Raw genomic sequence first — 23,483 nt, 5'->3', positions numbered from 1 at the left:
CGGGCCACGGATGCTGCGCGCACGGCCCGGCTCACGGCATCCGCTCGCGACGGCCCGTCTGAGGTTCTCTTTACCGGCACACCCAGGCGGTGTGGACCGACATTGACCGCGGCACCCACGACGTCAGACGCTCGTGTGGAAGGTGCGGCTGATTACGTCGAGCTGCTGCTCGCGGGTGAGGCGCACGAAGTTCACGGCGTAGCCCGACACCCTGATGGTCAGCTGCGGGTAGTTTTCGGGATGCAGCATGGCGTCTTCAAGGGTTTCGCGGTTGAGCACATTGATGTTGAGGTGATACCCGCTCGCGAGCGTGTAGGCGTCGATCAGGCCGACGAGGTTGGTGATCTGCTCCTCGGGCGTGTGGCCGAGACCGGTCGGCACGACCGTGTTGGTCAGGGAGATGCCGTCTTGCGCTTCGGAATAGGGCAGTTTTGCCACGCTCAGGGCCGAGGCGAGCATGCCGTGTGTGTCGCGGCCGTTCATCGGGTTGGCTCCGGGAGCGAAGGGCGCTCCGCCGCGGCGTCCGTCGGGCGTGTTTCCGGTCTTCTTGCCGTAGACCACGTTCGAGGTGATGGTGAGCACCGACTGGGTATGTACGGCGTTCCGGTAGGTGGGGTGCTTGCGAATCATGGCCATAAAAGTCTCGACGATGGTGACCGCGATCTCGTCGACCCGGTCGTCATCGTTGCCGAACGAGGGGTACTCGCCGTCGATCGCGTAGTCCACGACGAGGCCGGTGTCGTCGCGCACCGGACGCACGGTGGCGTACTTGATCGCGGCGAGGGAGTCTGCGGCGACGCTGAGGCCGGCGATGCCGCAGGCCATCGTGCGCAGAATCGTGCCGTCGTGCAGGGCCATCTCGAGCCGTTCATAGGCGTACTTGTCGTGCATGTAGTGGATGCAGTTGAGCGCGTCGACGTAGGTCTCGGCGAGCCATTCGAGGCTCGCGAGGTAGGCGGCCCAGACGGTGTCATAGTCGAGCACGTCCCCGGCCAGCGGGGCGGTGACCGGCGCGATCTGCTCGCCGGTCAGTTCGTCGCGACCGCCGTTGATGGCGTAGAGCAGCGCCTTGACGACGTTGACCCTGGCGCCGAAGAATTGCATTTGCTTGCCGACCCCCATCGGCGAGACACAGCAGGCGATGGCGGCGTCGTCGCCCCAGGCCTCACGAATGATGTCGTCCGACTCGTACTGAATGGCCGAGGTGTCGATGGAGACCTGCGCGCAGAAGCGCTTGAATCCCTCGGGCAGAGCGTCGCTCCACAGCACCGTGAGGTTCGGCTCCGGCGCCGGGCCCAGGTTGTACAGGGTCTGCAGAAACCGGAACGCGGTCTTCACCACGAGGGTGCGCCCGTCGAGGCCGATGCCACCGAGCGACTCGGTGACCCAGGTGGGGTCGCCGGAGAACAGCTGGTCGTATTCCGGGGTGCGCAGAAATCGCACGATACGCAGCTTGATCACGAGGTCGTCAATGAGTTCCTGCGCCTGGCTCTCGGTCAACACTCCGGCCTGAAGGTCACGCTCGAGGTAGGCGTCGAGGAAGGCGCTGTTGCGGCCGAACGACATGGCGGCACCGTTCTGCTCCTTGACCGCGCCGAGGTAGGCAAAGTACAGCCACTGCACCGCTTCGGTCGCCGTTCGTGCCGGCCGGGCAATGTCGAACCCGTAACTGGCGGCCATCTGAACGAGTTCTTTCAGGGCCCGCACCTGCTCGGCGTTCTCCTCCCTTGCGCGGATGATCTCTTCCGTGCTCGGCTGCTCGTCCAGCGTCGCGCGTTCGATCTTCTTCGCCGCGATCAGCGCGGTCACGCCGTAGAGCGCGACGCGGCGGTAGTCTCCGATAATGCGGCCGCGACCGTAGGCGTCCGGCAGCCCCGTGATGAGGTGACTGTGCCTGGCCCGCTTGACGGCCGGCGGATACACGTCGAACACGCCGTCGTTGTGGGTCTTGCGGTACTTGGTGAAGATCGTTTCCAGCTCGGGCGAGACCGGGTAGCCGTAGGTCTCGAGGCTCGTCGCGACCATGCGCCAGCCGCCAAACGGCATGATGGCGCGCTTGAGCGGGGCATCCGTTTGTAATCCGACAATGATCTCGTTCGGTCGGTCGATGTAGCCGGGTGCGTGCGCGGTGATCGATGCCGGGGTCGTCGGGTCGACGTCGTAGACGCCGAGCGCCCGCTCCCGGGGAAACATCGCCGACAGGCGAGCCCACAGGCCCAGGGTGCGCTCGGTCGCCCCGGTCAGAAAGCTCGCGTCTTCGGTGAACGGCGTGTAGTTGCGCTGAATGAAATCGCGCACGTCAATTCCGTGCTGCCAGGGTCCGGCGGTGAAACCGGCCCAACCATCATCGATGCTGGGAGCGGCGGAACGCGGGCAGTCAAGGAGGGTCATACCTCCACGCTAGCGACGGGGCCGGCGGCTGTCTCGGGCCGTAAGTCCCGACTTTTCCGTCAGCGGATGCTTACCCTTTCAGCCCCGGAAACTGGTCGTCGCGCCATTCGTCGGGCAGCCGGGTGCCGGCGGCGGCCGCATCGTCTTCGCGCTCGCGCAGCTCGACCCGGCGAATCTTGCCAGAGATGGTCTTGGGCAGCTCGAAGAATTCCACCCGGCGCACCCGCATGTAGGCGGGCAGGCCGGTGCGGGCGTGTCGAAGTACGGCTTCGGCGGTCTCGGCGTTCGGTTCCCAGCCCGGGGCGAGGTGGATGTAGGCCTTGGGAATGTTCAGCCGGGTGGAGTCGGGCGCGGGAACGACGGCGGCTTCGGCAACTGCGGGGTGTTCGAGCAGCACGCTCTCCACCTCGAACGGTGACACCTTGTAGTCGCTCGATTTGAACACGTCGTCGGTGCGGCCGATGAAGGTGAGGTAGCCGTCGGCATCCACGTTGGCGACATCGCCGGTGTGAAAGAAGCCGCCGCGAATGGCGTGCGCGGTGAGGTCGGGTTCGCCGTGGTAGCCGCTCATGAGGTTGACCGGGCTCTGCGAGAGGTCGAGGCAGATCTCGCCCTCGTCGGCGGGCAGCTCGGTGATGGGGTCGAGCAGTTTGATCGAGACGCCGGGCAGGGGCAGCCCCATCGACCCGGCTTTCAGCACGGATCCGGGCCCGTTTCCGACGATGGCGGTGGTCTCGGTCTGGCCGAATCCGTCGCGGATCGTCAGTTTCCAGCCGTTGTCAATCTGCCGGATGACCTCGGGGTTCAGTGGTTCACCGGCCGAGAGCAGTTCCCGGAGGGCGGCGGGGCGGGCGCCAACATCCGTTTGGATGAGCATGCGCCAGACCGTGGGCGGCGCACAGAAGGTGCTGACCCTGGCGCGATGCAGCTGCGCAATGAGGGCGTTGGGATCGAACTTGGAGTAGTTGTAGACGAACACGGTGGCTTCGGCGATCCACGGGGCGAAGAAGCAGCTCCAGGCGTGTTTGCCCCAGCCGGGCGAGCTGATGGCGAGGTGCACGTCGCCGGGGCGGAGGCCCAGCCAGTACATGGTGGACAGGTGGCCGACCGGGTAGGAGGTCTGCGAGTGCAGCACCATCTTGGGTTTGCTGGTCGTGCCGGAGGTGAAGTAGATCAGCGAGGGGTCAGCGGATGCCACGACCGTCTCGATGGGCTCGGGCGTGACACTGTAGGCATCGGCGAAATCGGCCCAGCCGGGTTGCGGGGCACCGACGCCGATGCGTCCGTAGTCGCCGGGAACGTCATCGAATTTGGCCGTGTCGGACGAGTTGGCGATGACGTGAGTGACGCCGCCGCGCTGCACCCGGTCGCTCAGGTCGTGCGAGGCGAGCACGGCGCTCGTGGGCATGATGACGGCGCCGACCTTCATGATGGCGAGCATGGCCTCCCAGATTTCGCGCTGGTTGCCAAGCATGAGCATGACGTGGTCGCCGCGCCGCACGCCCTGATGGCTGAGCCACGTGGCAACCTGGTCTGACCGGTGAGCCATCTCGTCGAACGTGAACTTCTGCTCGCTACCGTCTTCTTCGACGATCCACAGCGCTATCTTGTCGTTGCCGCGGGCGAGCACATCGAACCAGTCGGTGGCCCAGTTGAAGTGGTCTCCCACGTCGGGCCATTCAAATTCCTGCGCGGCGCGGGCGTGATCGTCGCGCAGGGCCAGAAGCTGGTCGCGGGCCGCGCGGTAGTTGCCGGTGCTCGTGTTGGTGTTCGTGCTCACTTGGTGAGTCATACGCCGTTGTCTCCTCGAACGAGTCGCCAGAGTGAAACGGCGACAATCCATTCTGGCAGTGCTCAAGGTCGGACCGCACCGGGCCGATAGTCTGCGAGGGATGACATCTGAAAACGCGCCCGTCCTGCCCGCCATGATAACGGCCAACGAGATATTCGCGCGGGTCGACTACCGCGCCGCTGTTCGGGCGGTGCAGAACGCGCTCCTCGGCGGGCTCGACCCGGCACAGGATTTCGCCCGGCAGGTGCTGCCGGTCGCAAGCGGCCACCTGCTGCTCATGCCCACCGAGGCGCCGGATTTCGTCGGTATCAAGGTGGCCTCGGTCGCTCCGGGTAACCCGGCGCTCGGCGTCGAGCGCATCCAGGGCGTCTACCTGCTGCTCGATGCCGCGACGCTGACCCCGGTCTGCCTGCTCGATGGCGCCGCGATCACGACCCTGCGCACCCCGGCCGTGTCGGCCGCCGCCGGCGATTACCTGGCTCCGGCTACCGTGGAACACCTGGTCGTGTTCGGATCGGGGCCGCAGGCCTGGGGCCACATCGAGGCGATGTGGGCCATCCGCTCGATCAATCGAATCACTATCGTGGCCCGCGACCAGGCCCGTGCCGAGCTGTTCGCAGCTCGGGTGAGCGCGACCGGGCTGCCGGCCCGGGTCGGCATCGCGGCCGACGTCGCGACGGCGCAGCTCATCGTGTGCGCCACGACCGCCCGCACTCCCCTGTTCGATGGGTCGCTGGTGCCCGACGACTGCTGCGTTGTCGCGGTCGGTTCGCACGAAGCGGATGCCCGCGAGCTCGACTCCGCGCTCCTCTCCCGCGCCCAGGTTGTGGTCGAAGACCCGGCGACGGCGCTGCGCGAGGCCGGTGATGTGATCATGGCCCTGGCCGAGGGTGTGGTCCGGCCGGGAGACCTCGTGCCGCTGCGTGAACTGGTGATCGGTGCGATCGCCGTAGATCTGGGTCGGCCACGCATCTTCAAGAGCACGGGAATGTCTTGGGAAGACCTGGTCATCGCGACGGCGGTGCATCGGGCCGGCGAGCTGTGAAGTAGAGACACGGCTTATCGTTAGGGGTGACCTTCTCCATTCGTTCCTTCGTGCCCGCCGATCTGCCGCGCCTGCTCGCGCTCAACAATGAGGCCGTTCCCGCGGTCAATGAGCTGGATGCCGAGGCGCTGGCTTCGCTGGCGCTGCACAGCCACCTCGCGGTCGCCGTTGTCGACGACGATAATGTCGGCACGGTGCTCGGCTTCGCCATTCTGTTCGTCGCCGGAGCGGAGTACCAGAGCGAGAACTACCGCTGGTTCTCCGCCCGGTCCAGTGATTTTCTCTACGTCGACCGCATCGTCGTGGCCGACGGGTATCGCGGGCAGGGCCTCGGCCAGGTGCTTTACGACGCCATCTTCCGCGCTGCCCGCCGTTTGGAGCTCGCCGAAGTGCTCTGCGAGGTCAACCTGGAGCCGCGGAACCCGGGCTCCCTCGCCTTCCACGACCGGCTCGGCTTTGTGGAGGTCGGCCAGCTGTCGACAAAGGGCGACACCGTTGTCGTGAGCCTGCTGGCGGCGTCCGTTTAGGCTGAAGACGGCTAGTCGTTCGTCGCGGGCGTCGGCCCGGCCGATCGGGTCGGCAGGTCGAGGCGTTCGAGAATAGCCTGCAGATCGCCGATCATGGCGAGCTGACGATTGTTGATCTCCAGCAGCGCTTCGATGTCGGTCTTGGCCGCGATGTTCGTATCGAAGTCGTGCTGGGCCAGCGCCGCGGCGATCGCATCCTGCCGCTTGGCCGAGATGAGCAGAATCGCGCCCTGCAGACCGGCGAGCATGCTCAGGAACAGATTGAGCAGAATGAACGGGTACGGATCCCAGCCGGACGCGAACGAATTCGCCACGGCCCAGAGGATCATGAACAGCACGAAGCCGCCGACGAACCGCCAGCTGCCCATGGAGTTGCGCATGGTGTCGGCGGCCCGCTCCCCCGTGGTCAGGGATTTCTTGTGCTGCTGGTGCCAGGTGACGGTGAGTCCGCGGCGGGCACTCGCGGTCTTCGGTGCAAGGGGCGGCGCCGAGGCAAGACTCGGCTCGGCCGCGGCCGGCCCGGGGGTGCCGGGCGCGGCATTTGTTGACACAGTATTCATGGGCACAGTGTATGTCTGCGGGCTTCAAGCGCTCTCGTGGGGGCTGACACGGCAGCGAATGCACAGCCCGCAACAAATCTCTGTATACACAAATCCTTCTCGTTGAGAACACCATTCGGGCTCGCCTTGAGTCTTCTGCGATAGAGTCCGTCGAAACGGGGACAGACGAACTGCTCTGTATACATACTTTGTCTAGAAGTTCAAGGGGGAGCGGAAAAATGCTATCGCCCCCTATGGTCAATCTGACGCGAGTTATCGCTTGCGCAGAACCAAGCCAAGGGACAACCCTCGATGCGAATTACCTGCCCGTTTTGCAAGTCTCAGGCCGACCTGAAACCCAACCCCGCGCAGGCCCTGCGCATTACCCTTCCCCTTTACGTTCTCAAGTGCACCGGTTGCGAACGCACCAGCATTCGCGTTGAACCCGTGCGTCGGGCGCACACCCTCGCCTCGGCCTAACTGCTCGCTGGTAGGCGATTTCTTCGTCCAGGGTTCAGGTTGAGCCTGGGATGCCGGCAAAGGTTGCCGGCGGTGTCATGTCGTCGTGGGTGCCCCGGTTGTCTACGAGCCAACTCAGCGGGGTCGACTATCGCTGTCGGGCACCGCTGTCGGGCACGGGCGGCGCGGAACTGGCGCAACAGTGTTGCGTCGGGCAATGGGTAAGTGCGAATGCTTGGGGCGCATTCGCGAAGGAGAATCGCTCATTACTTCGACATTGCACGACTGACGCCAAGACGGTACTGCGGTGAAACACGAATGATCGTCCTTGTGCTGCCTGATGGCGGTCGCAGTAATGTTGACGAAATTGGATCGGTCGGGCAACTTTGGTGCCTGGAGCATTTGTGAGATTCTATCGCTTTTGCGTTCGATTCTTGGTAGAATTGGCGTGAAGGAGGCAATGGCGCCCATGTTCATGGAAAACCCGAGTGAGTCCAGTTCGAACCCCGTCGTTGCGGCGGTAGAGCAAGCTCGGGAGATTCTGTTGGCGGCGTTGGGTGGGGTGTCGTTCGGGCTGCTGGGTGATGAAGAATCGTTGACCATGTTGCTAGCGTTAGAGAGCGTGGGCCGGGTCGTCGACGGAGCCCGGGTGCTCTCCACGTCGGACGTGCTGCGTCGCTCCGAATACTTCGATGCTGACGCAGCGAAAGCCGCCGCCCAAGCTGCTATTGATCAGAGTGCGGCCGCTCCAAGTGTGGCGGGTGCGGCCGCGTCTCTGGCTGCGCCGACGCTGGCCCGTCGGCTCGGCTGTCGCAGCGGCGTCGAGCTGGTCTGCGCCCTCGCCCGGCTATCCCGCAGCGAAGTGCGTCAGCGGTCAGCGCTCGGTGAGAAAGCCGGCCAGCGGATGCTCCTCGGCCGCCCGCTCGCTCCCACCTACCCCGTGCTCGGCGGCGCCCTGCAGAGCGGGGAGCTCGGGCTGGAGCAGGCCCGGGTGATCGTGCAGGTGCTTGACGGTCTGCGCTCCTCCGTGCTGGTGGAGGACCTCGACCGGGTCGAGCGCTCCCTGGTCGCCAGCGGCTCCGGGGCGATCACCCCGGAGACTGAGGGGCTGCCCGGTGCGGGCATCGCGTTCGCGCCGGAGTGGCTGCGGCAGCAGGGCATCCAGTGGAAGGCACGCCTCGCCCCCGATGGCACTGCGCCCGGTGAGACTGCGCCGGAGCGGCGCAGCTGGCTCACCTTCGGCACCCTCAATAACGGCGGCTACAGCCTCAACGGCTGGTTCACCACCCTCGACCGTGCCATCATCGGCAACGTTTTCGACGCGTATCTGTCCGCCGCGGCGGCCAACCCGGTCCCCGGGAACGATACCCCCACGGCCACCCCTGCCACCGATGTCATACCCCGCACCACGGTTGAGTTCCGGGGGACCAAACCCTCCGACGCCAGCACCAACGGCACCAGCAACGAGGCCGAAACCCAAGCAGAAACCGGGGTCGAAGTCGAGGTCGAGGCTAACCCCCCACCTGGCCCGCACGGTCCGTGCCCGCAGCAACCCGACGACACCCGCTCCCGCGGTGAGAAGCAAGCCGGCATTCTCCGCGCCGTGTTCGAAGCCGCCGCCCGGCAGCCGGGCACCCCGACCATGGGCGGTGCCGCCCCGACCGTGCTCGTGCACATCAACATCAACGACCTCCTCGACGGGCGCGGCGCCGGGTGGATCGACGGCATCGACGGCCCGCTCACCCCCAGCCAAGTCGACGAACTGATCTGCGCCGGCGGCTACCAACCTGTGCTGTTCGGCCACACCGGCACGATCCTGCACTTGGGCACCAGCAACCGATTCTTCAGCGCCCAACAGCGCCGAGTCCTCGCCGCCCGCGATGGTGGCTGTGTCATCCCCGGCTGCACCGTGCCACCCCATCTCACCCAGGTTCACCACGTCGTCCCCTGGCGCCAGGGCGGCCCGACCGATATAGATAACGCCGTGCTGCTCTGCAACGCCGGCCATGCCAGCATCGACACGTCCGGCTGGGACATCGACATGCGAGACGGCCGCCCCTGGATCCGCGGCCCGCTCGTGTTCGACCCCACCCAAACATGGCGCCCCGCCGGCCAAAACCGCGCCGCCACCCCCGCCGAGAAACCCAACTGGGACAAGTAGGCCCGAACTGCCCGAAGCACTTGACCGACGGAATGGCTGGGCGGCGCAGACCGCCACCGCAAGACCGTGGCGGTCTCGGCAGGCTCGACCAACGGGTGGTGGCGTTTTCGGAGACTGGGTGCGGCGATTACTATGGCGGTTGCGACGGGCATCCGTTTAATGCGTCCCGGTCAGCCCAACCGGGCTACCGGCATACTGAGTCTCATGGCCAACTCTCCATCGGGCGATTCAATGCTGACGCGACTCGTGAGCATCTCGGCGCCTTCGACGCCACACGCACCGCGATGACAGTTTCGACCCTGGCCCGGCGGGTCGAAATTCCGTTGGCGACCACGCACCGGCTCGTTGCACAGCTGGTCGAGCAGCGACTGCTTGAACGTGCCGACACCGGCGAGGTGCGGCTCGGCATTCACCGCCCGGGAAACATACCGGGTACCGACCGATCAACTCGGTGCGGTGGCGCTTCACACTGTGCCGATCAAAGTCATCCGCTAACGCGACAACGGATAAGCGGATGCGCCGGGACCGGCGCATCCGCTTATTTCGTTGTCGACTAGTCCTCGAACCGGGCGTAGGTGAGGGTCTCGCCGCGGGCGCCGCCCATCCAGACGTCCTGACAGGCGGCCTTCATTTCGGGCAGGCCCTCGATGATGGTCGCGAACACGTTGCCGGGAACCCAGCCGCTGTCGCCGTTGATGAGCAGGTTGTTGCGGTCGTAGAACACGGCGAGGTCGACGATGGTGCTGAGCTCCTTGGGACCGCCGCCCACCTCGTAGCCGTGCGAGGGGGTCTGCAGGTCGTTCGCCGAGAAGGTGAAATAGCAGACGTCGCCGGGGATCGGAGTGATCGTGGTGTTCTCAGGCCCGGGTTCGGCGGGAGCGAAGGCCGGCACCAGGTTGTAGATCTCGTTGCGGGCGTACTTGCCGTGAAAGACCTGGCCGGAGAGGGGCAGGGCGTCCCAGACAGCATTGCTCGTGCGGGGCGCCTCGTCGTCGAGGAGAATGGCCTTGCAGCTGACGCCGCGCTGTTCCAGGGTGATGGTGATGTAGCGAGCCATGGGGGTCCTTATCTGTTGGGGTTGATACCGGCCGGCCACTGCGCGGCCTGTTCGTAGGCGGCGGCGACCCGCAGGATGCGCGCATCCGCGTGGCGTGGCCCGACGATCTGCAGGCCCACCGGCAGGTTCTCGCCGGTCACGCCGCAGGGCACCGTGATCGCGGGCTGCTGGGTGAGGTTGAACGGGTAAGAGTACGGGGTCCACGAGGTCCAGTCCGACGAGGATGAACCGGCCGGAACATCCACACCGGCTTCGAACGCGGTGATCGGCAGGGTCGGGGTGAGCAGCACGTCGTACTGTTCGTGCAGCAAGCCCATGTCGTGACCGAGTTTCATGCGCACCGCGGTCGCATCGAGAAAGTCGCTCGCCGAGAAATCGTGGTGGCGTTCGAGCGCGGCGAGCAGGCCGGGATCGATGCTCTCGCGTGCTTGGGGCCCGAACGGCTCGAGCACCTTGGCCGCGCCGGCGAACCAGAGCACGTGGTAGGCGTCAACGGGGTCGCTCCAGCCGAGGTCGAGCTCGGTCACCTCTGCGCCAAGGCCCTGCAGCACGGCAACGGCGGTGCGCACGGCAGCCTCAACCTCGGGATCGTTGCTGCCGTAGCCGAGGTTGGAGCTGAACGCGATGCGCATTCCCTGTACTCCGCCATCAAGGCCCGCGCTGAACGAGTCGCGCGGAGCCGCGAGCGACGACCAGTCGCGCGGGTCGGGGCCGGCGAGCACGTCCAGCATGAGGGCGGCGTCCGCGACCGAGCGGGCGAGCGGGCCGGCGTGGGCGAGGGTTCCGAACGGGCTGGCCGGGTACAGCGGAATGACCCCGTAGGTGGGTTTGAGGCCGACCACGCCGGTGAAGCTGGCCGGGATGCGTACCGAGCCGCCGCCATCCGTCCCCACCGACCACGCACCCATGCCGGCGGCGACCGCAGCCGCGCTGCCGCCGCTCGATCCGCCGGAGGTTTTGGACGTGTCCCAGGGATTGCGTGTCACGTCGGTGAGCGGGCTGTGGGTGACGCCCTTCCAGCCGAATTCCGGGGTCGTCACCTTGCCGAGCAGCACCGCACCGTTCTCCCGCAGTCTGGCGACGGCGGGCGCGTCTTCGGTCCATTCGTTGCTGCCCGGTGTGATCAGCCGGGAGCCACGCAGGGTGGGCCAGCCACGGGTGAGCATGAGGTCCTTGATCGAGGTGGGCACGCCGTCGGCGAGCCCGCGGGGTGTTCCCGCCTGCCAGCGCGCTTCGGATGCCCGCGCGTCGCTGAGTGCGGATTCGGCGTCGACCAGACACCAGGCATTGATCGCCGCGTTGCACGTCTCGATCGCGTCAAGGGCAGCCTGCGTCACCTCCACCGGCGAGACCTCGCGGGCACGGTAGGCGGCGACCAGCTCGGTCGCGGTGGCCCATTCGAGTGAATCCATGAGTGGCTGCTCCTTCTGGAAGCGCGGATCGAACCTGAAAACGACCCGTGCGCGAGATTGTCGACAATCCTCAAACTATCACAGTGGGGTCGATTCTTGTAGTATTGTCTACATTCTAATGATGATTTACGCAGGGAGATCCAGATGAGCGTCACCGTCGGCATGCTTTACCCCGGCTTCGGAGCCGAAGATGACTACCCCTTTCTGGAGCAGGTGCTCGGCGGGTACGCCCGGCTTCCGCTCGTGCATACCTCGGTCGGCGTCGATGCCCACGAGGTTGACGCCCTGCTCGACCTCGGCAAGAGCGCACGCTTGCTCGAGGGGTCTGCCGCGCTGCGGGCATACGCTCCCGACGCCGTGATGTGGGCCTGCACCTCCGGCAGCTTCGTGTTCGGCTGGGAGGGCGCCCACCAGCAGGTCGCCGAGGTCAAGGCGGCGCTCGGCGTGCCGGTGTCGTCGACCTCGCTCGCCTTCGTCGAGGCGGTGCGCGCCCTCGGCCTCACCACGGTTGCCGTCGCCGCGACCTACCCCCACGATGTGGCGCAACACTTTGCCCGCCTGCTCGGTGACGCCGGAATCACGGTGCTTGAACTGGTCAGCCACGACATCAAGACGGCCGCCCTGGCCGGCGAGCTCGACCACGACGGCGTGCTGGCGCTCGCCCGCAGCAACGACAGCCCGGCGGCGCAGGCCATTCTCATTCCGGACACCGCCCTGCACTCCGCCCGCTGGATCAACGAACTCGAAGCCGCGCTCGGCAAGCCCGTACTCACCGCCAACCAGGTCACGGTGTGGCAGGGACTGCGTCTGGCCGGCGAAATCCACCCGACCGACGACCTTGGCACGCTGTTTCGCGACGCGGCGGTCCTCCCGGCCTAGCGGAGCACACCTTCGTTGGATGGGCGCACGATCAAGACTGCGCCTGGCCAGCAAACTTGCACCCGGAACGCAAATAGGCGGATGCGCCGCCCTACGCGAGCAGGCGCTGCCCGGGCCCGACCGCAGCCAGTCCCAGTGCTCGCAGCGCGGCCCACGCGGTGACCTGGTTGGCCGAGATGATGGGTTTGCCGAGCTCGAGTTCGAGCGGCGCCAGAATGTCGTAGGTGGGCAGGTTGGTGCAGCTCACGAAAATCGCTTCTGCCTCGGGCACATCGGCATTGCGGATGAGCTCGATCGCCGTGGCGTAGGGCACCTGCCAGATGTTCTCGCCGAGGCCGAGCGAGGACTGCGCGACCACCAGGCGGCCGCTCTCGGCCAGGTACACGTCGAGCAGCGAGGCCAGGTCGGCGACATACGGCGTGACGACCACGAGGCGATGCACGGCCAGATAGTCGAGGGCGTCAACGAGGGCCCCCGACGTGGTGATTCCACGGGGCGCTCCCCCGCATTCCATCGCGGCCGAGATTCGGTCGGAGCCGGCCACCCCGTTGACGAAGCTGCCCGAAGTGCAGGCGTACGCCATGACTTCGGGGCTGACACCGCTGAGGTTGCGAGCCGCCGCCAGGATATCGGCCGTGTCGCTGACCTCGAGGGCGAGCTCGACGCTGACCGGCTCGTCGACGAAAACCGTGCGGGTGAAAAACAGTGAGACTTCGGGCGGCATCCACCGCCACAGCTCACGGTCCAGGGCCATGTCGAACGGGCAGATGACGCCGATTCCGCGTTGGCGCAACGGACCGACGGTGGGCGGGCGGTCGCCCGGGGCCACCGCCGGTGACAGTGACACGGGGGTCGGCGGTCGGTAGATCTCGCCGGCGTCGGCGCGAGGGAAGTCCATCAGTGCTTGAGTACGGCCTGGAGGAAGGCGCGGGTGCGCTCTTCCTGCGGGTTCTTGAAGATCTGCTCGGGCGGTCCGCCTTCCACCGCCGAGCCGTGGTCGAACATGACGACCCGGTCGCTGATCTCCTCGGCGAAGCGCATCTCGTGGGTGACCATGAGCATGGTCATGTCGGTGCTGTTGGCGAGATTGCGAATGACGTTGAGCACCTCGCCGATCAGCTCCGGGTCGAGGGCAGAGGTCGGTTCGTCGAACAGGAGCACCTTGGGGCGCATGGCTAGGGCGCGGGCGATGGCGACGCGCTGCTGTTGGCCACCGCTCAGTTGCGGCGGGGTGTGGTTCATATGCGCGCCGAGGCCCACGAGCTGCAGCAGTTCGGCGGCCCGATCGCGCGCCTCGGCCTTATTCATGCCGAGCACGTGCACCGGCGCCTCGATGATGTTCTCGAGGGCCGTCATGTGCGGAAACAGGTTGAAGCCCTGAAAAACCATGCCGATTTTGCGGCGGGTGGCGCGCATCACCTTGGTCTCCCGAATCTTGTCGCCGTGCTTCACATTCCACAGCACATCCCCGTCAACGTGAACCTGGCCATCGGTGGGCGACTCGAGCGTCATGAGAATGCGCAGGATGGTGGTCTTGCCCGACCCGGACGGGCCGATGATCGACACCTTCTCCCCCGGGTTCACGTTGAAGTTCAGGGCCTTGAGTACCTGGTTCTCGCCCCAGTTCTTGCTGACGTTGTCGAACGCCACGATCGGCCCGCCGGCCACGATCGGTGCCGATCCGGTGGGCAGCCCGGTGATGCGGTCGGTGCGCGGCCCGCCGGGAAAGGCAGCATCGGGCCGGGCGGCATCCGCTGAATATGAATCATTGCTTGGGTGCATAGCGTCGCTCCATTTTGTTGACGAGCCGTGAGGCCGGGTAGCTGACCAGGAGGAAGAGGGCGCCGGCCATGGTGAGCGGCTCGAGGTAGCGGTAGGTGGACGTGCCGATGGACTGCGCGGTCGCCATGAGTTCGACCACGGTGATGGCCGAGAGCACGGCCGAGTCCTTGAACATCTGAATGAGATAGTTGCCGAGCATGGGGATGACGGTGCGCACGGCCTGCGGCAGAATGACCCGGCACCAGGTGCGCACAGGCGGCAGACTCAGTGCTGTCGCGGCCTCCCACTGGCCGGCTGGCACGCCCTGGATTCCACTGCGGTAGACCTCCGCCATGTAGGCGCTGTAATTGATGCCGATGATCACGACACCGGTCGTGAAGGCGTTGAAGCTGATGCCGTAGATCGGCAGCACGAAGAACGCCACGTAGGCCTGAATCAGCAGCGGTGTGCCCCGAATGAAGATGACCATGAACGAGACGAGCGGCGACAGCACCGGAATATTCAGGCGACGGATGACCGCGGCTACGAGTCCGAGTACGGCGGCGATGAGCGTGCCGAGCAGGGTGAGCTGGATAGTCACCCAGAGTCCCTTGAGCAGCATCGGGATGATGGAGATCGCGAACGCGTTGTCCCAGATCACAGTGCACCCACCTTGTCCTTGAGCGAGGCTTCACGCAGAGCCTTGCGCTGCACCGCGAGAGCTCTGCGGTCGAGGGCGTAGCGCTTCTCCATCCACTGCGTGAGCATGGTCAGCAGCACGGAAAGCAGGAAGTACATCACGAGGATGGTCAAAAACACCGCGGCGGTTTCGCCGGTGGTGCTGCGAATCATCTGCGCTCGAAAGGTGAGGTCGGTGACGGTGACGAGCGAGACCAGCGAGGTGTTCTTCAGCAGGTCGACCATCACGTTGCCAAACGGCGGCAGCATCGCCGGGATCGACTGCGGAATCAGGATGCGGCGTAGGCGCAGCGCTGGCGACATGCCGAGGGCGATGCCGGCCTCGGTCTGGCCCTTCGCCCGGGAGCTGATCGCGCCGCGCACGACCTCGGCGGCGTAGGCACCTTCGTTGAGGCCGAGGGCGAGCACCGCAGCGGTCAGCGGATGCAGTTGGATACCGAAGAAGGGCAGCGCGTAGAAGAACCAGAACATCTGCACGATGAGCGAGGTGCCACGAAACACTTCAACGAACACTCCCGCCGGCCAGCGGATGATCCAGTGCGGCGACAGCCGGGCCAGGCCCATGCTGAAGGCGACCAATAAACACAAGGCGCCGCTGAGGACGGCGACCAGAATCGTCGTCATCAGTCCCTGCCACAGCAGTGGCGCGTACTCGATTATGGCGGACATCACTCATTCCAATTCAACGAGGTCGAGACGTATGGTCCGATACGACTGGTCCGGATCGTGCGCCCGCCGCGGGCACCAGACCCGCGGCGGCAGAAGCGCTTAGCCCTCGGTCTGGCAGAGTTCGTCGGCGGTGACGCCCTCTACGGCCGCGGCGTCGAAGCCCCAGAGGTCCAGAATTTTCTTGAACTCGGGGGTCTTCTTGAAGGCTTCGAGCTCAACGTTGTAGGCCTTGTGGAACGCGGTGTCAGTGGTGCGGAAAGCGGCGCCGGAGCCGGTGCGCGGGGCATCCGGAACCTGCTCGGTCACTTCGAAGCTTGTGTCGGTCTCGGCGATGGCGCGCAGCGACAGGGTCGGCAGGAAGAATGCGTCGGCACGGTCGGCGGCGAGGGCTTCGATGCCGCTGCGGCCGTCGTTGACCTTGACCTGCTGGGAGGCCGGAACCTTGGCCGTGTTCAGGATACCCTCTTCGAACCCTCCGGGCAGCACGGCGATGCGCAGGCTCGCGTCGGCGAGCACGTCAGCGACGGTGAGGATGTTCTTCGGGTTTCCGCTCGGCACGCCGAACGACTCGGTCGAGACAATTACCGGTTCGGAGTAGAGCACCTCTGCGCAGCGCGACTGCTTCATGAACAGGCCGGCCGCAACGGCGTCCCACCGGTTGGCCTGCAGGCCGGGAATCATGGATTCGTAGGGGGTGATGATGCCCTGCACATCGTCGATTCCGAGGCGCTTGCAGACGGCCTTGAGAACGTCGGGCTCGCAGCCGGTGACGGTTCCGTCGCTGTTCACCTGCGTGTATGGCGGCTCGTTGGCGATGCCCACGCGCAGGTAGCCCTGCTTTTTGGCCAGGGCGAGCAGGTCGGTGCCGCCGTCGACGGCCTCGCCGGCCGGGGTGACGGTGGCGCAGCCGGTGGCGACGACCGCGAAGACGGCGCCGAGCGCGGCAACGCCGGCCCCCTGCAGAACATTACGCCGAGTGAGATTGGCAATCATGATTACTCCGATCTGGGTCACCTGGCCGAGAACGCCGCGTGGAGCGCTTCGGGAACGGCCAGGTGAATGAGTTCTACGTGTAAGTCGAAGCTACGCAGTCACCCCAATGATTGTCAACAATCTGATTGTAAAGTTCTTGTTTCGTGATCATCAGCGAGTCGGCGATCACTGTGCGCGGGCCACGTAACCGAGCTGCTTGTCGACGACATTGACCAGGGGCTCCCCGGCCAGCCAACGGGTCACGTTGCCGGTGAATTGAGCGGCCAGGCCGTCGCGCCACCCCACAACATCGCCCGACATGTGGGCCGAGACGGTAACCCCCGGGGCGTCCCAGAGCGAGCTGTGGACCGGCAGCGGTTCCGTCACGAAGACGTCGAGCGACGCCGCCGCGATCGAGCCGGTTTCAAGCGCCTGCAGCAGGGCCGCCTCGTCGATCAGTGGGCCGCGGCCGACGCTCACCAGATGAGCGGATGCCTTCATCGCGTCGAAGACGTCGGCATCGATCAGGCCGCGGGTCTCATTCGTCAGCGGCGCGACCACGACCACGTTGTCGGCCCAGCCGACGTGTTCGGCGAGCGCCGCCGACGAGACGATGGCGCCAAAGTCCGGGTCGTTCTCGCTCGCTCGTCGACCGGCGCCCCGCACCTCGAGGCCGACGGCACGCAGCAGCCGCGCGATCTGCCGACCGATGCCGCCGGTGCCGACCACCAGGACCGTACTCCCGGCGGTGCGCCGGGTCTCCCGGTGCTTCCACTCGTGAGCCTGCTGCAAAGCGCGGTTCTCGTGCAGTTGTTTGTCGTGGGCGAGAATGTTCGCCAACACGAATTCCGCGATCGGACCGTCGAAGAAGCCGTGGGCGTTGGTGAGCACGACGTCGGAGGCGCGGAGTTCATCGAACAGCACGGTGTCCACTCCAGCCGCGGCCACGTGCACCCACTTCAGCGCCCGAGCCCGGGGCCAGGCGTCCCTAAGCGCGGTCGAGAAGAAGTCCCAGAGCAGCAGAATCTCGGCGTGCTCGATGGCGTCGGGCAGGCCGGCCGCATCGCTGTACCTGACGTCAGCGACGCGCTCGATAGCGTCCATCCCAGTGGGCCGCGCCGCGTCCAGCGGTTCGCACAGCACGACGAGGATCGGGCGGTTTGGAGTTGTCGTTTGCATTCTGCCAGCACAGTGCAGAAACGGATGATTGTCAACAATGGCTCTGCTGGCCAGCCTCGGCAGTCGGCTCGCGACATCCGTTCACCCTGAAAGGATTGTTGACAATCCGAGCATCCACTCGCATGATGGACACATGACGATTCTCAGCCCCGCCCTCAAACAAGCCACACCCGTCGTTGTCGACCACGCGATCGGTTCCTACATCTTCGGCACGGACGGCGAGAAGTACCTCGACTTCACGAGCGGCATCGGCGTCACGAGCACCGGTCATTGCCACCCGCGCGTCGTCGCCGCCGCCCGCGAACAGGCCGGCAAGATCATCCATGCCCAGTTCACCACGGTAATGCACACTCCGCTGCTGGAGCTCACCGACAAGCTCGGTGAGGTATTGCCGGAGGGCATGGACAGCGTCTTCTACCTCAACTCGGGCTCCGAAGCGGTCGAAGCCGCCATTCGTCAGGCTCGCATGGCCACCGGCCGGCCCAACATCATCGCCTTCCACGGTGGGTTCCACGGGCGCACCGTGGCCGCTGCGAGCCTCACCACCGCCGGCACCAAGTTTCGCTCCGGATTCTCGCCGATCATGGGCGGGGTGCACATCTCCCCGTTCCCCTACGCCTTTCGCTATGGCTGGGACGAACAGACCGCCGTCACCTTCGCGCTCAAGGAGCTCGACTCCCTGCTGGCCACCATCTCGAGCCCGGCCGACACCGCTGCCTTCATCATTGAACCGGCCCTCGGCGACGGCGGCTACCTGCCCACCCCGCCCGCGTTCCTCGAAGGACTGCGCGAACGCGCCACCCACCACGGAATCATTTTGATTCTCGACGAGGTGCAGGCCGGCGTCGGCCGTACCGGCAAGTTCTGGGGTCACCAGTACTCAAGCATCACCCCAGACATCCTCATCACCGCCAAGGGCTTGGCCAGCGGGTTTCCGCTCTCGGCCATCGCGGCACCACTCGATCTTATGAAGAAGGCTTGGGCAGGTTCGCAGGGCGGCACCTACGGCGGTAACGCGGTGTCCTGCGCCGCCGCCGTGGCCACACTCGACGTGGTGCGCGAGGAAGGCCTGGTGGAGAACGCCCGGGTGCGCGGTCTGCAACTGCAGGCCGGCCTGAAGCGTCTCGCCGCCACCCGACCGGTGATCGGCGATGTGCGCGGCCTCGGCCTCATGCAGGGCCTCGAGTTCGTCGACGGCGACGGGGAGCCGAACCCCGAGGCGGCTGCCGCCGTGCAGCAGGCCGCCATCAAGCAAAATTTGCTGCTGCTGACCTGCGGAACGCGCGGCAACGTCGTGCGCGTCATTCCCGCTCTCATCGTGAGCGATGCCGAAATCGAGCAGGGACTCAGCGCGTTCGAAGCTGCCCTGAACGATTCCGGCGCCGTTCCCGTGCTCGAGCCCACCGGCGCAACCGCCTGAACGCCCGCACAAACCCACCCGATAGCCTCGCCCAATGCCCCAGATGCCACTCACGCTGACTTCCGATCGATTCCGCTCGCTGCGGGACGGCGGAATCGAGGTGGACACGGCGCCCCGCCGCCTGAGCGAGTACAGCTACGACGCCAGCAACTATCGGGTCGCGCCGGTCGCCGTGATCTTTCCGCGCAGTGTGGCTGACGTGGTGGCGGTCGCCCGGTTCGCAAGTGAGCAGGGCATTCCGCTGGTCAGCCGCGGCGGCGGCACCTCGATGGCCGGAAATGCCGTCGGGGCGGGAATCGTGCTCGACTTCTCCCGCTACCTCAACAGCATTCACTCCATCGACCTGGCCGCGCGGACGGCCGTGGTCGACGCCGGAGTCATCCTTTCCACCCTGCAACGCGAGGTCGCGGCCTCATCCAACGGCACGCTGACTTTCGCGCCCGACCCGTCCAGTCGCACCCGCGCCACGATCGGCGGAGCGATCGGCAACGACGCCTGCGGCAATCACTCGGTACGGCACGGGCGCACCTCCGACCACGTGCTCGCGCTCGACTTGGTGACGACAGCCGGCATCCGCTTGACCGCCACGCGCACCGGCCTGCAGGCCACCGATCAAGCGGATGCCGCCGCCGTCACGCTCGCCTCGACCCTCACCGCTGGGCTGCGGCAGTTGGCCGCCGACCATCTGACGGAATTTCGGCTCGAACTCGGCCAGATCGCCCGGCAGGTGTCGGGCTATCACCTCTCGCATCTGCTGCCCGAGCACGGCTTCGACGTGGCCCGCTCCCTCGTCGGCAGCGAGGGAACCTGCGCCATCGTCGTCGCAGCGACCGTGCAGCTCGTACCCCAACCGCAGGCCGCCCTGCTGCTGAGCCTCGGCTACGACGATGTCGTCGACGCCGCCCGCGACGTGCCCACCATTCTCGCGTTCTCCCCCGCCGCCATCGAGGGCATCGACGAGGCGATCGTGCAGACCATGCAGGCCCGTCGGGGCCTGGACTCGGTGCAGGGACTGCCGGCTGGCAAGGCCTGGCTCTACATCGATATCGACGGCGACGACCCGGTCGCCGTCGCGGCCGAGGGCGAGAAGTTGCTGGCACGACTGCGGGAAAATGGGCGGATGCGGGCCGGCCGCGCCGTGCCGGACCTCGCCGAACGTGCCTCCCTCTGGCGGGTACGTGAAGACGGCGCCGGCCTGTCGGCCCGGCTCGCGAGCGGCGGGGAATCCTGGCCCGGCTGGGAAGACTCCGCCGTCGCCCCGGAGAATCTCGCCGCATACCTGGAAGACTTTCGCAACCTGATGGCGCAGTTCGACCTGACCGGCGTCATCTACGGGCACTTCGGCGCCGGCTGCATGCACGTGCGCCTCACCTTCGACCTGCGCAGCGCCGAAGGTCGCCAGATCATGGACGACTTCACCCGCGCCGCCGCCGAACTCGTGGTGCGGCACGGCGGCTCCATCTCGGGCGAGCACGGCGACGGGCGTTCCCGCTCGGCTCTGCTGCCACTGATGTACTCCCCGGCCATGATGGGCGCGTTTGCCCAATTCAAGGCACTCTGGGACCCGAACCAGCTGCTCAACCCCGGCTCAATCGTCGCCCCGGAACCAACGGTTGAGCACCTGGCCCTCACGGACGTGCCGAACCGGGCCTGGCGTACGAGCTTCGATCTCACCCCGGTCGGTCAGCACGGATCTGAGGCCGGCTCTGGGCTCGACCCGTTCAGTCACGCCGTGCAGAGCTGCGTCGGCATCGGTCGCTGCCGGAGCGACGCCGGCGGAGTCATGTGCCCGAGCTACCGGGCCACCGGCGACGAGAAGGATTCCACCCGCGGCCGGGCCCGCGTGCTCCAGGATATGATTCGCGGCTCCGACACCGTGCAGGCGGGCTGGCGTTCCGAGGACGTGCGCGAGGCTCTCGACCTCTGCCTGTCGTGCAAGGCCTGCTCGAGCGACTGCCCGGCCGGCGTCGACATGGCCACCTACAAATCCGAGTTCTTCGACCACTACTACGAGGGACGGCTGCGGCCCATCTCGCACTACTCGCTCGGCTGGCTGCCGCGTTGGCTGAAACTGACCGGGCTGATGGCGCCGCTGGTGAACCTCGTGCTGAGCAGTCCGCTCGGCACGCTCATTGCCCGACTCGGCGGCGTCACGACCAAGCGGCGCCTGCCGCGGTTCCACGCGGCATCCGCCTGGCGCCGCACGCTTTCACCGTCCCTGTCACGGCAGGCCAGCACGGGCCCGGCCGACGTCGTGCTGTTCGTCGACACCTTCACCCGCGGTTTTCGCCCCGACGTCGCCGGCTCAGCCCAGCGGGTGCTGCAATCGGCCGGCAAAACCGTTGAGTGCTCGGCCGAGGCCTGCTGCGGCCTCACCTGGATCTCCACCGGCCAGTTGTCCACCGCCCGCCGCCTGCTCACCAACGTCGCCGCCGCGCTCGACGATGGCACCGACCGGCCGATCGTCGTGCTCGAGCCCAGCTGCGCGGCCGCCCTGCGCAAGGACCTGCCCGAACTCGTGCCCACCGCCGCCGCCCGCCGGGTGTCGAAGCGCATCCGCAGTTTCGCCGGCGCCGTGACCGAACTGGCCGCCGGCGGCTGGCAGCCCACCTGGGCCGGCGGCCAGGCTCCGAACAGCGTCACCGTGCAGGCACACTGCCACGAGTACTCGGTCTTCGGCGCGAACGCTCAGAAAGCGGCCCTGACCGCGGTCGGTATTCGTGACGTGCTGGAGGCGACCGGATGCTGCGGCGTGGCCGGCAACTTCGGCTTCGAGAAAGATCACTACGAGCTCAGCATGACCGTCGCCGAGCAGGCCCTGGCGCCAGCACTACGCGCACTGCCGCCGCAACAGGCCGTGCTGACCGACGGGTTCAGCTGCCACATGCAGGTGCAGCAGCTCGACCCGAATCGTCAGACCCACCATCTCGCCCAACTCCTTGACCCCGCACGCACCGCTAGCACTCAACCAAAGGACACCCCATGACCCCCACCGCAACACTCCCGGTCGCTCTCGACGCGGCCACGATCATCGCCACGATCAACACCGGGTTGTTCATCGACGGTGCCTGGAGGCCCGCTCTGTCCGGGGCGACCTTCGCCGTCGAAAACCCTGCCACCAGCGTCGTGCTCGCCCACGTCGCTGACGGCGGCCCAGCGGATGCTGATCTCGCCATCCAGGCGGCCGGTCGCGCCCAGAAGGCCTGGGGCAAGACCTCGCCGCGTTCGCGCAGCGAGATTCTGCGCCGCGCCTACGACCTGCTGATGAGCCGGCAGGAAGAGCTCGCCCTCGTCATCACCTCCGAGATGGGCAAGCCGCTCGCCGATGCACGCGGCGAGGTCGCCTACGCCGCGGAGTTCTTTCGCTGGTTCTCCGAGGAAGCCGTGCGCGTCGGCGGCGACCACACGATCACCGGCGACGGCAAGCACCGCATCCTGGTGACCCGCGAACCGGTCGGGCCCTGCGTACTCGTCACCCCGTGGAACTTTCCGCTCGCCATGGGCACCCGCAAGATCGGCCCGGCCATCGCCGCCGGCTGCACGATCGTGTTCAAGCCGGCCGAACTCACACCGCTCACCTCGCTCGCTCTCGTTGACATTCTGGTGGAGGCCGGCCTTCCGGCCGGGGTACTGAACGTCGTCACCACGTCGAAGGCCGGCAGCGTCGTCGAACCGTGGATGGACAGCGGCATCGCCCGCAAGGTGAGCTTCACCGGCTCCACCGCCGTCGGCAAGCTGCTGCTGGAGCAGGCCAGCCGCAACGTCATGCGCTCCTCGATGGAGCTCGGCGGAAACGCCCCGTTTATCGTCTGCGCCGACGCCGACCTCGACCGGGCCGTCGATGGAGCGATGGTCGCCAAGATGCGCAACATGGGTGAGGCCTGCACCGCCGCGAACCGCATGTTCGTGCACCGGTCCGTGGCGACCGAGTTCGCCGCGAAACTGGCCCAGCGCATGAGCGAGCTCAGCGTCGGTGATGGCGCTGCCGACGGCGTGAACGTCGGCCCACTGATCGAGGAGAAGGCACTGCTGAAGGTGCAGGGCCTGGTCGATGACGCGGTGGCGCGCGGGGCATCCGTTGTGGTCGGCGGCTCGCGTGAGGGCGGCGCCGGCTATTTCTACCAGCCCACCGTGCTCGGAAACGTCAGCCCCGACTCGCTCCTCATGAACACCGAGATCTTCGGCCCGGTTGCCCCGGTGGTGCCGTTCGACACCGAAGATGAGGCGGTAGAACTCGCCAACAACACGCCCTGGGGCCTGGTGGGCTACCTCTATACTCAGGACATCAACCGGGCCTTTCGCCTCGGCGAAGACCTCGAGGTGGGAATGCTCGGGCTCAACACCGGCATGGTGTCCAACCCGTTCGCCCCGTTCGGCGGGGTCAAGCAATCCGGCCTGGGCCGCGAGGGCGGCAAGCTTGGTATCGACGAGTACCTCGAGTACAAGTACCTCGCGATCCCGCGCTGACCGGCCTCCCTGGGCCTTGCCCCCAGCACTCCCAGGCTGTAGATTGTAAACAAT

General features: G+C 66.5%; 19 protein-coding genes. 8 read left to right on the top strand and 11 right to left on the bottom strand.

The window, feature by feature from the left end; all coding sequences use genetic code 11:
• Nucleotides 1-123: 123 nt before the first annotated feature.
• Both pflB and BLS91_RS05160 read right to left on the bottom strand, forming a co-directional pair.
• A complete protein-coding gene (gene pflB / locus BLS91_RS05165) occupies nucleotides 124-2,391 on the bottom strand; it encodes a formate C-acetyltransferase (protein WP_092339665.1) in 2,268 nt (755 codons plus the stop codon).
• Nucleotides 2,392-2,461: 70 nt separating this feature from the next.
• Nucleotides 2,462-4,183, bottom strand: a complete 1,722-nt coding sequence (locus BLS91_RS05160; RefSeq protein ID WP_092339664.1) for an AMP-binding protein — start codon at nucleotides 4,181-4,183, stop codon at nucleotides 2,462-2,464.
• A 100-nt stretch (nucleotides 4,184-4,283) separates the two neighbouring features.
• Between BLS91_RS05160 and BLS91_RS05155 the strand changes: the two genes are divergently transcribed.
• Both BLS91_RS05155 and BLS91_RS05150 read left to right on the top strand, forming a co-directional pair.
• Nucleotides 4,284-5,228, top strand: coding sequence for an ornithine cyclodeaminase family protein (locus tag BLS91_RS05155; protein ID WP_198412840.1), 945 nt, complete (start codon nucleotides 4,284-4,286; stop codon nucleotides 5,226-5,228).
• Nucleotides 5,229-5,254: 26 nt separating this feature from the next.
• On the top strand, nucleotides 5,255-5,755 hold the full coding sequence (locus BLS91_RS05150) for a GNAT family N-acetyltransferase (RefSeq protein WP_092339662.1): 501 nt from the start codon (nucleotides 5,255-5,257) through the stop codon (nucleotides 5,753-5,755).
• 11 nt (nucleotides 5,756-5,766) lie between these two features.
• Here BLS91_RS05150 and BLS91_RS05145 read toward each other — a convergent pair whose 3' ends face one another.
• Complete coding sequence (locus tag BLS91_RS05145; RefSeq protein WP_338061547.1) at nucleotides 5,767-6,315, bottom strand: DUF1003 domain-containing protein; 549 nt, start codon at nucleotides 6,313-6,315, stop codon at nucleotides 5,767-5,769.
• Between the two features lie 898 nt (nucleotides 6,316-7,213).
• On the opposite strand from BLS91_RS05145, the gene BLS91_RS05140 reads away from it, so the two are divergent.
• Together BLS91_RS05140 and BLS91_RS21120 are read left to right on the top strand one after the other, a co-directional pair.
• Entirely contained in the window at nucleotides 7,214-8,914 is a 1,701-nt protein-coding gene (locus BLS91_RS05140) for an HNH endonuclease signature motif containing protein (protein WP_159433825.1), read from the top strand.
• Nucleotides 8,851-9,471 (top strand): helix-turn-helix domain-containing protein, encoded by a 621-nt coding sequence (locus BLS91_RS21120; protein ID WP_369831313.1) that lies wholly within the window; start codon nucleotides 8,851-8,853, stop codon nucleotides 9,469-9,471. The genes BLS91_RS05140 and BLS91_RS21120 overlap by 64 nt, the downstream gene beginning before the upstream one ends.
• On the opposite strand, the gene BLS91_RS05130 is transcribed toward BLS91_RS21120, so the two are convergent.
• Together BLS91_RS05130 and BLS91_RS05125 are read right to left on the bottom strand one after the other, a co-directional pair.
• Nucleotides 9,468-9,971, bottom strand: coding sequence for a DUF3830 family protein (locus BLS91_RS05130; protein ID WP_092339660.1), 504 nt, complete (start codon nucleotides 9,969-9,971; stop codon nucleotides 9,468-9,470). The two genes, BLS91_RS21120 and BLS91_RS05130, sit on opposite strands and share 4 nt — an antisense overlap.
• An 8-nt stretch (nucleotides 9,972-9,979) precedes the next feature.
• Nucleotides 9,980-11,383 (bottom strand): amidase, encoded by a 1,404-nt coding sequence (locus tag BLS91_RS05125; RefSeq protein WP_092339659.1) that lies wholly within the window; start codon nucleotides 11,381-11,383, stop codon nucleotides 9,980-9,982.
• Nucleotides 11,384-11,527: 144 nt separating this feature from the next.
• Between BLS91_RS05125 and BLS91_RS05120 the strand changes: the two genes are divergently transcribed.
• Nucleotides 11,528-12,262, top strand: a complete 735-nt coding sequence (locus BLS91_RS05120; RefSeq protein ID WP_092339658.1) for a maleate cis-trans isomerase family protein — start codon at nucleotides 11,528-11,530, stop codon at nucleotides 12,260-12,262.
• Between the two features lie 91 nt (nucleotides 12,263-12,353).
• Here BLS91_RS05120 and BLS91_RS05115 read toward each other — a convergent pair whose 3' ends face one another.
• The 6 genes from BLS91_RS05115 to BLS91_RS05090 form a co-directional block, all read right to left on the bottom strand.
• A complete protein-coding gene (locus tag BLS91_RS05115) occupies nucleotides 12,354-13,160 on the bottom strand; it encodes a maleate cis-trans isomerase family protein (RefSeq protein ID WP_158253346.1) in 807 nt (268 codons plus the stop codon).
• Complete coding sequence (gene ehuA / locus BLS91_RS05110) at nucleotides 13,160-14,044, bottom strand: ectoine/hydroxyectoine ABC transporter ATP-binding protein EhuA (RefSeq protein ID WP_092339657.1); 885 nt, start codon at nucleotides 14,042-14,044, stop codon at nucleotides 13,160-13,162. The genes BLS91_RS05115 and ehuA overlap by 1 nt, the downstream gene beginning before the upstream one ends.
• Nucleotides 14,028-14,684 (bottom strand): ectoine/hydroxyectoine ABC transporter permease subunit EhuD, encoded by a 657-nt coding sequence (ehuD, locus tag BLS91_RS05105; RefSeq protein ID WP_092339656.1) that lies wholly within the window; start codon nucleotides 14,682-14,684, stop codon nucleotides 14,028-14,030. Before ehuD ends, ehuA begins: the two co-directional genes overlap by 17 nt.
• Nucleotides 14,681-15,391 (bottom strand): ectoine/hydroxyectoine ABC transporter permease subunit EhuC, encoded by a 711-nt coding sequence (ehuC, locus tag BLS91_RS05100; RefSeq protein WP_092339655.1) that lies wholly within the window; start codon nucleotides 15,389-15,391, stop codon nucleotides 14,681-14,683. The genes ehuD and ehuC overlap by 4 nt, the downstream gene beginning before the upstream one ends.
• 99 nt (nucleotides 15,392-15,490) lie before the next feature.
• Nucleotides 15,491-16,384, bottom strand: coding sequence for an ectoine/hydroxyectoine ABC transporter substrate-binding protein EhuB (gene ehuB, locus BLS91_RS05095; RefSeq protein WP_092339854.1), 894 nt, complete (start codon nucleotides 16,382-16,384; stop codon nucleotides 15,491-15,493).
• Nucleotides 16,385-16,549: 165 nt separating this feature from the next.
• A complete protein-coding gene (locus BLS91_RS05090; RefSeq protein WP_092339654.1) occupies nucleotides 16,550-17,542 on the bottom strand; it encodes a D-2-hydroxyacid dehydrogenase in 993 nt (330 codons plus the stop codon).
• Nucleotides 17,543-17,675: 133 nt separating this feature from the next.
• Here BLS91_RS05090 and BLS91_RS05085 point away from each other — a divergent pair, with 133 nt between their 5' ends.
• Genes BLS91_RS05085 through BLS91_RS05075 form a run of 3 tightly spaced genes read left to right on the top strand, consistent with a single transcriptional unit; the run spans nucleotide 17,676 to nucleotide 23,429 of the window.
• A complete protein-coding gene (locus BLS91_RS05085) occupies nucleotides 17,676-18,962 on the top strand; it encodes an aspartate aminotransferase family protein (RefSeq protein ID WP_092339653.1) in 1,287 nt (428 codons plus the stop codon).
• A 34-nt stretch (nucleotides 18,963-18,996) separates the two neighbouring features.
• Nucleotides 18,997-21,948, top strand: a complete 2,952-nt coding sequence (locus tag BLS91_RS05080; protein WP_198412842.1) for an FAD-binding and (Fe-S)-binding domain-containing protein — start codon at nucleotides 18,997-18,999, stop codon at nucleotides 21,946-21,948.
• Nucleotides 21,945-23,429, top strand: coding sequence for an NAD-dependent succinate-semialdehyde dehydrogenase (locus BLS91_RS05075; RefSeq protein WP_092339652.1), 1,485 nt, complete (start codon nucleotides 21,945-21,947; stop codon nucleotides 23,427-23,429). Before BLS91_RS05080 ends, BLS91_RS05075 begins: the two co-directional genes overlap by 4 nt.
• Nucleotides 23,430-23,483 lie beyond the last annotated feature (54 nt).

This window comes from Cryobacterium flavum (assembly GCF_900103805.1).
Classification (GTDB): Bacteria; Actinomycetota; Actinomycetes; order Actinomycetales; family Microbacteriaceae; genus Cryobacterium; species Cryobacterium flavum.
Note: the sequence above shows the minus strand (reverse complement) of the source record. Positions and strands in the feature narration are given on the sequence as shown.